The 6,876-nt window shown below is 75.0% G+C and carries 6 protein-coding genes; 2 read left to right on the top strand and 4 right to left on the bottom strand.

What is annotated here, in order from left to right; genetic code table 11:
* Positions 1–69: 69 nt before the first annotated feature.
* From ABZ172_RS29880 to ABZ172_RS29870, 3 genes are all read right to left on the bottom strand, one after another.
* The gene (locus ABZ172_RS29880; RefSeq protein ID WP_356888467.1) at positions 70–846 is read right to left on the bottom strand and encodes a TIGR04222 domain-containing membrane protein; all 777 of its coding nucleotides are present in this window, start codon (positions 844–846) and stop codon (positions 70–72) included.
* Between the two features lie 198 nt (positions 847–1,044).
* Positions 1,045–2,052: a TIGR04222 domain-containing membrane protein gene (locus tag ABZ172_RS29875; protein WP_356888465.1), complete on the bottom strand. Its 1,008-nt coding sequence runs from the start codon at positions 2,050–2,052 to the stop codon at positions 1,045–1,047.
* A gap of 5 nt (positions 2,053–2,057) precedes the next feature.
* The gene (locus ABZ172_RS29870) at positions 2,058–3,350 is read right to left on the bottom strand and encodes a DUF692 domain-containing protein (RefSeq protein WP_356888463.1); all 1,293 of its coding nucleotides are present in this window, start codon (positions 3,348–3,350) and stop codon (positions 2,058–2,060) included.
* 452 nt (positions 3,351–3,802) lie between these two features.
* Between ABZ172_RS29870 and ABZ172_RS29865 the strand changes: the two genes are divergently transcribed.
* On the top strand, positions 3,803–5,155 hold the full coding sequence (locus tag ABZ172_RS29865) for a family 43 glycosylhydrolase (RefSeq protein WP_356888461.1): 1,353 nt from the start codon (positions 3,803–3,805) through the stop codon (positions 5,153–5,155).
* A 137-nt stretch (positions 5,156–5,292) separates the two neighbouring features.
* On the opposite strand, the gene ABZ172_RS29860 is transcribed toward ABZ172_RS29865, so the two are convergent.
* The gene (locus ABZ172_RS29860; RefSeq protein ID WP_356888459.1) at positions 5,293–6,057 is read right to left on the bottom strand and encodes a peptidyl-tRNA hydrolase; all 765 of its coding nucleotides are present in this window, start codon (positions 6,055–6,057) and stop codon (positions 5,293–5,295) included.
* Positions 6,058–6,129: 72 nt separating this feature from the next.
* On the opposite strand from ABZ172_RS29860, the gene ABZ172_RS29855 reads away from it, so the two are divergent.
* Positions 6,130–6,807, top strand: a complete 678-nt coding sequence (locus ABZ172_RS29855) for an AIM24 family protein (RefSeq protein WP_356888457.1) — start codon at positions 6,130–6,132, stop codon at positions 6,805–6,807.
* Positions 6,808–6,876: the final 69 nt, after the last annotated feature.

Genomic DNA, 6,876 nt, shown 5'->3' with positions numbered 1-6,876 from the left:
CCCGCCCCCGGGGGGGGCCCCCCCCCCCCGGGGGCCCCCCCCCACGCCGTTCGGGGCCTGACCGGCGGCTCAGTCCCGCGGCCGCACCCCGCTCAGCAGGGCCGCTCTCAGGTCCGGGTCCTCCAGGGCTGCCACCCCGCCCACCGCCACCGCGGCCAGAAGATCACGTTCCGCGCCGCTCACCGGTGCCGGGAGCGAGTCCAGCCAGCGCTGGCCCGACGGGGAGGCCCACCGGCCGTGCGGCCGGTTCTCCACCTGTGCGATGGCGAGGCAGCCCAGCGTCAGGACCAGCGGCAGCCCGAACCAGGCGGCCACCGGGCCGGTGAAGCCCGCCTCCTGACCGGGCATCAGCAGGGCGACCGCCGCCAGGACCACGACCAGCACCGCGGTGGCCCGTACCGCCCGCACCGCCGACTCCAGGCCTGTCCGGGTGCCGTGCGGCACGGCGAGCCCGGCCGCGACGAGCCGGTCGGCGAGGGAGCGGACGGCGTCCGTCGCCGCGGCGGCGGCCCGTATCGGGGCTATCCGGGACTGCCCTTCCGGGCCGATCGCCCGGATCACGGTGCGCTCCACCTCGTCCCGGCCCTCCGGATCGACGACCGTGGCCCAGCCCGTGCGGGCGAGCAGCAGCCGGCGCCGCAGGTGCATGGAGACCAGGGCGAGATCGGCCACCCGCTGGGGGCCACCGGCCAGGAACGCCGTCTCGTAGAGGTTGAGTTCGGGGGAGGCGGGCGCCCGGACGGCATCCTGCGGCGGATGTGCGGCACCCGCGGTGGCCAGGCACAGCCGGATGCACGACACCGCCGCCGCGCCCCACGCGACCAGAAGAAGCACGACCCAGAGCATGGCGGAGTTCTACGCGAGACCCGCGAGACGGCGCCACAGGGTGTTCACGATACGGACACATCCCGGTGACGGAAGGTCACCGGTGGCCGGATCCGTATACAGGGCGTGCCCGCCCCTGCCGTGGCCGAGGTGTCCGTGCGGCCCCGCAGCGGCGTGACGCCTCCGCGCCGCCCCGGCCCGGACGCCGGCCCGTGCGCCTCAGGAACCGCCGCCGCAGCCGCCGCCGCCCCCGCAGCTCGACCCCCCGCCGCAGCTCGAGCCGCTGCTCCCACAGCTGGAACCGCTGCTCCCGCAGCTCGACCCCGAACTGCACGTGGAGCCCGGCCCTGAGTCGCCGCCCCCACCGGTGGAGCCGCCGCATCCGCCGCTGCCCGGCCCCACCCCCGCACACCACATCACCGGTATGGAGGCGGTCGCGGCGGCCGCGTACACGGACGTCCCTCGTCCGGACGGCCGTTGCCGCGCGGCGGCCACCAGCTGTCCCTGGAGCTCGGGATCGGGGAGTGCGCCCAGACCCCGGGTGGCCACCAGATGGGCCGGATCGGTCACGTGGGAGTTCGCCGTCCGGTACGAGTCGGCGGTGCGCCGCCCCGCCGCGGTGAGCCGTGACCTCGCCGACGTCGCAGTCGCCAGACCGCAGACGGCTCCGACCACGAGCGCGGGCAGCACCTTCACGAAGAAGGGGAACGGGATGTCCGCGTACCCGTCGTGCAGGGCGTACTGCGCGACGGTCAGGGCGATGCTGACCGGAAAGCCCACCACGCATCCGATGCCCAGGGCGAGCCCCCGCAGGCGGCGCGCACGGCTCTGCCCCGGAGGGGTCAGCAGTCCCCGGGCGGCCAGTCCGTCACCGATCTCCTGCACCGCCGGATGGCGCATCACGTTCTCCCGCAGGACGTGCAGGGCGCCGCTGGGGGCCGAGGCCAGCTCCTGGAGGACGGCGCGTTCCACCGCGTCACGGCCGTCCTGCCGCAGGGCCGTGACGATGCCGGGCCCGCCGACGGCCAGCAGCCCGTCCGTGTGCATGCGGGTGAGGGCGGTGTCCACCACCCGGGCCGGACCACCGCTGAGGAACGCCGCCTCGGACAGGTCGTGCACGTACGCGGCGCCACCGCCGCCCTGCCGTCCGGCGCGGCGTGTCGCGCGGATCAGGAGTACCGAGGAGACGGCCACCACGAGCGTGACGACCAGAGCGAGTGTGTTCATCACGGTCACTTTCCGAAGAGGGCGGTACGGGCGGCGCGGACCAGACGGGTCCCCCGGCCCGGTGGACGAGGGGCGGCGCGCTCCTGCCACCAGCGGGTCAGCCTGCGCCGGGCGGCCTCGTCGGCCGGCCGGTCGGTGACCAGGAGGTGCTCGGCGAAGCCGAGCGCGTCGCGACGGTGACCGGCCGACATCGGCCGGTTCCTCGCGTAGGAGAGGAACGCCTCGCGGTAGCCGCCACCGAGGATGCCGGGCAGCTCCGGCGCGACCTTGGCGACGACGTCGGCCCGCTTCGCCGCCAGTGCCCGGCTCTGCACCGCCAGCCGCCGGTGGTCGAAACCGTCCGGCACCGGTGTGCCGGCCACCAGTGCGGAGAGCAGCGCGCCCTGGGCCAGGCCGGTCCGCTCGCGGCCGCCGCCGGCCCGGGACGCCGGCTCGGCGGCCCGGGCGGGCCGCCGCCGCACGGACCGCGGCCCCGCCGCGGCGGCGGTCAGGGTGCCGCGGATCGCGGTCAGTTCACCGGCCAGCTCCTCGGCCGGCGGGAAGTCGTCGTCCCGCTCCAGCAGGACCCCGGGCGGGTCCACCCGGGAGCGGAGCGCGCCGAGGACGTCCAGGACGGGGGGTGTCACGGGATGGGCGTGCGTGTCGTGCCAGACGCCGTCCTTCTCGACGCCGCCCGCCACATGGACGTACGCGATGGCCTCCACCGGGAGTTCGTCCAGGGCGGCCGCGGGGTCCTCGCCGCGGTTGACGTGGTTGGTGTGCAGGTTGGCGACGTCGATCAGCAGGCGCACACCGGTGCGTTCGACCAGCTCCGCGAGGAACTGCCCCTCGGTCATGTCCTCGTCGGGCCAGGAGAGGAGCGCGGCGATGTTCTCCAGGGCCAGCGGGACGGGCAGCGAGTCCTGTGCGATGCGCACGTTCTCGCACAGCACGTGCAGGGCGTCCCAGGTCCGCGGCACCGGCAGCAGGTGTCCCGCCTCCAGGACCGGCGAGGCGGTGAGCGGCCCCCCGGCGCGTACGAACGCGATGTGCTCCGTCACCAGTGGGGTCCCCAGCAGCTCGGCCCGCGCCGCCAGGTCCGCGAGGCGGCCGGGGTCCGGGCGGTCGGCCCCGCCCAACCCCAGCGAGACGCCGTGCGGGACGACCGTGACCCCGCGCTCCCGCAGCCGCACCAGGGAGTCGGGGAGGTGGTCCGCGCAGAGGTTCTCCGCGACGGCCTCGACCCAGTCGATCCCCGGCAGCGCCTCGACGGCGTCCGCGATCTCCGGCCGCCAGCCGATACCGATGCCCAGCCTCATGATGTCCCCTCCCCGTTCTGTGCAGGTGTCATGGCCCCGCGCGGCGCCCGTGAACCCGCACCTGGGGACGTTCAGAGGTGAATTTGAGGTTCCCGAACGGGACGAAATGGTTCCGTTATCCGACCGTGACCCGCCCGGCGGGCCGGCCGGCGCACGGCCCACCTGGGGAAAGCGGGACGGCGCGGACCAGCCGGGACGCCGGACCCTCCGGATTAATTCAGCGGTCGGTTGACGGAGATCGACCGGCGTTCGCATGCTGAGCGGCAGGTCGTCCGAGGACGGCCCACGGCGTGCGGCCGACGGGGCGACCGAGGGTCGGGAGCCGAGCCGGCCGTGCCGCCCCGACCGTTCCGTCCCGGGGATCCGGCCCGCGTGCGGGCCGGTCGCGGGGACGGCGTTTCCCGGCGCTCCGCGACTCCGGAGGCCCGGACGGACGAAGGAGGACCTGACCGATGAGCAGCACCGAGGACCGGCCGCGTCTCGCCCGGCGCTCCCTGCTGGCCCGCGCGGCCGGTGCCGGGGCCGCGGCGGCCCTGCCGGTGGCCGCCGCGCCGGGCGCGCAGGCCGCACCCGCTCCGGGCGGTCACACCCCCGCCGCTCCGGCGGGGCGCCACCCGGCCGACTGGCCCGACCCCGCGCCCTACGGCCGCGCGGACACCCGGCTCGACCTGTGGCCCCGCGAGGACAACTCCTTCGTCCTCCCGCTGGAGCTGCGCCCGCGGGACGAGGAACGCGGCACGGTGTGGATGCGGGACACCTACGTCAACTGCTTCGTCGTCGACGGCCGTCCGCTCTACGTCGCCACGGGCACCACCCGGGTGCCCGGACTCGAAGCGGCCGGCCCCTGGAACGACGGCATCTTCGTCTGGACCGCCCGTTCGCTCCGGGGACCGTGGAAGCTGGCCGACACGACGCGGATCCGGCCCGGCGCCGAGAAGGGCAAGGTGTGGTCGCCCGAGTTCGCCGGGGAGAACCGGCCCGGGCGCACCGTCGTCGCTCCGTGGCAGGAGTACTGGTACGACGAGCGGTTCGGCAAGCGCGGCCAGGCCTGGGCCCCGGAGCTGCACCTCGTCCGCGGCACCTGGTACATGGTCGCCTGCATGGGCGACCACTCCCGGAAGGTCGGCTCGTTCGTGCTCGTCAGCGAGGGCGGGGTCGAGGGTCCGTACCGGCTCGTCGAGGGCAACCTGGAGAAGCCGTTCGGCGACCCGTACACCGGGGGACCGGACTTCATCGAGCCCGGCGCCTACCACCACATCGACGGCAGCCTCCACTCCCGGGGCGAGGACACGTGGCTGGTGCTCCACAACCACCTGTACGCGAAGTTCCGGGACGACATGGAGGACCTCGTCACGCCGACCGGCCTCCCCGGGTTCCGGCAGACGCCGTACACGCCCGAGCCCTATCTCGAAGGCGCCTACGTGTTCGCGTACGCCGGGAAGTACTTCCTCCTCCACGCGGCCTGGGACCGGACCTCGATCGACGCCGACGGCACCCCCCGGCACGCCTACGACGTCCCCGGCACCGGCCGCGTGCAGTACCAGTACGACGCCGTCGCGGCCGTCTCGGACCACTTCGAGGGCCCGTACTCCGCGCGCTGGACCGTCGGTGTCGGCGCCGGGCACAACAACTTCTTCGAGGACGCCCACGGCGGCCTGTGGGCGACGTTCTTCCGCAACCCGAACTTCGGCCACTGGTCGAACCCGTCGCGCCTCGCCGACGCCGCCGTGCCCGGCGTCGTGCGCCTGGAATGGACCGGTCCGAAGGGCAACCGGCTGTACGTCCGGCGCCGGGACCGCCACTGAGTCCTGCCCGGGGAGCAGGGGGAGCAGGGGGACCACGGGGTGCGGGAGATACGGGGACGCACCGCCCCCCGGGGCCGCCGGGGCCTGCGCGCGGGGAGCCGCCGGGCCCGGACCGGCGGCACCGGTCCGGCCGCCGGTCAGCGGCGCAGGGCGGGGTGGTCGGCGACGACCGTGCAGGAGCCCGGGGCGACCTCGGTGAACCCGGCGTCCCGCACCACGGGCAGTCCGCTCGCGGTCAGTTCGCGCCAGCGGGCGGGGTCCGGGGTGGCCACGGAGAGCGGGAAGCCCGCCTCGCGCCACGCCTTGCGCTCGGTGTCCGACAGCTCCCACCAGGCCAGCTGGGCGCCGTGCCCGGCCTGCGCCATGGCCTTGCCCGCCGACATGCCGACGTCCGGATTCATCCAGAGCACCGGGCCCGACGCGGCGGGCGCGGGCGGGGCCACCGGGTCCTCCAGCTCCGTCCCCGACACCTGGAGCTTCGCCAGCTCCTTGGGCCAGCCGTCCAGCGGCACCGGCGGGAACACCCGCACCTCGGCGTGCTCGCCGGTGACCGTGATCCCGGGGAGCGCGGACGCCCTGCGCCACTCCGCGCCGCGCGCCCGCCGCACCACCTTGCGGATCCGGGCGTCCTGCCAGTCGCGCACGGCCCGGGCCCACTCGCCCTCCGCGCCGCCCTCCTCCTCGCCGAGCGAGCGCGGATCGGCGAGGAGCGTGAGCACCGCGCGGGCGGCCGTCACCAGCGCGTCGTTGCGCGCCGGGGGATCGGTCTTCTCCAGGTGCACCACCAGCGGCAGGACGAACTGGGGGGCCTCGTCGCGGACCGTGGGCTCCGTGCGGAACGGGCTGTCGGCGGGGGCCCCCGGCGCTGCGGGAAGGGGCTCGGGGATGCTGTCGCTGCTCACCACCCCAGTCTGCCAGGCTCTCCGAGGCCCCGGTCTTGGCGGAACGGAAGGCTCCGGGCGAGGATGCACGGCATGAAGAGCGACCTGTTTTCCAGTGAGCACACGGCCCAGCCCGCCACCGCCCCCGGCATGACCCTGCAGAACGCCAAATCCATCAAGTACGCCGTCAACGGTGAGATGCTCGCACGGCAGGGCTCGATGATCGCCTGGCGGGGCAATCTGCAGTTCGAACGCAAGGGCCAGGGCATAGGCGGCATGCTCAAGCGCGCGGTGACCGGCGAGGGCCTGCCCCTGATGGCGGTCTCGGGCCAGGGAGAGGCGTGGTTCGCCCACGAGGCGGCCAACTGCTTCATCGTGGACATGGAGCAGGGCGACGTCCTGACCGTCAACGGCCGCAACGTCCTCTGCTTCGACGCAGGCCTGTCCTACGAGATCAAGACGGTGAAGGGCGCCGGGATGACCGGGGGCGGCCTCTTCAACAGCGTCTTCAGCGGACAGGGCAAGCTCGGCCTGACCTGCGACGGCACCCCCCTCGTGATCCCCGTCACCGGACAGCAGCCGGTCTACGTCGACACGGACGCGGTCGTCGGCTGGAGCGCGCAGCTCTCCACCTCGCTGCACCGCTCGCAGAGCTTCGGCTCGATGGTGCGCGGAGGCTCCGGCGAGGCCGTCCAGCTGATGCTCCAGGGCGAGGGCTTCGTGATCGTACGGCCCAGCGAGCTCAAGCAGGAGAAGGCCACCGCCCACTGATCCCGCCGGGCGGGGCCGGCCCGTGCCGCCCGGTGCCGCCCGCGGGCGGCACCGGGCGGCACGGGCCGG

The sequence above is a fragment of the Streptomyces sp. NPDC006296 genome (assembly GCF_040613235.1).
Lineage (GTDB): Bacteria > Actinomycetota > Actinomycetes > Streptomycetales > Streptomycetaceae > Streptomyces.
This window is presented reverse-complemented; position numbering and strand designations above follow the sequence as displayed.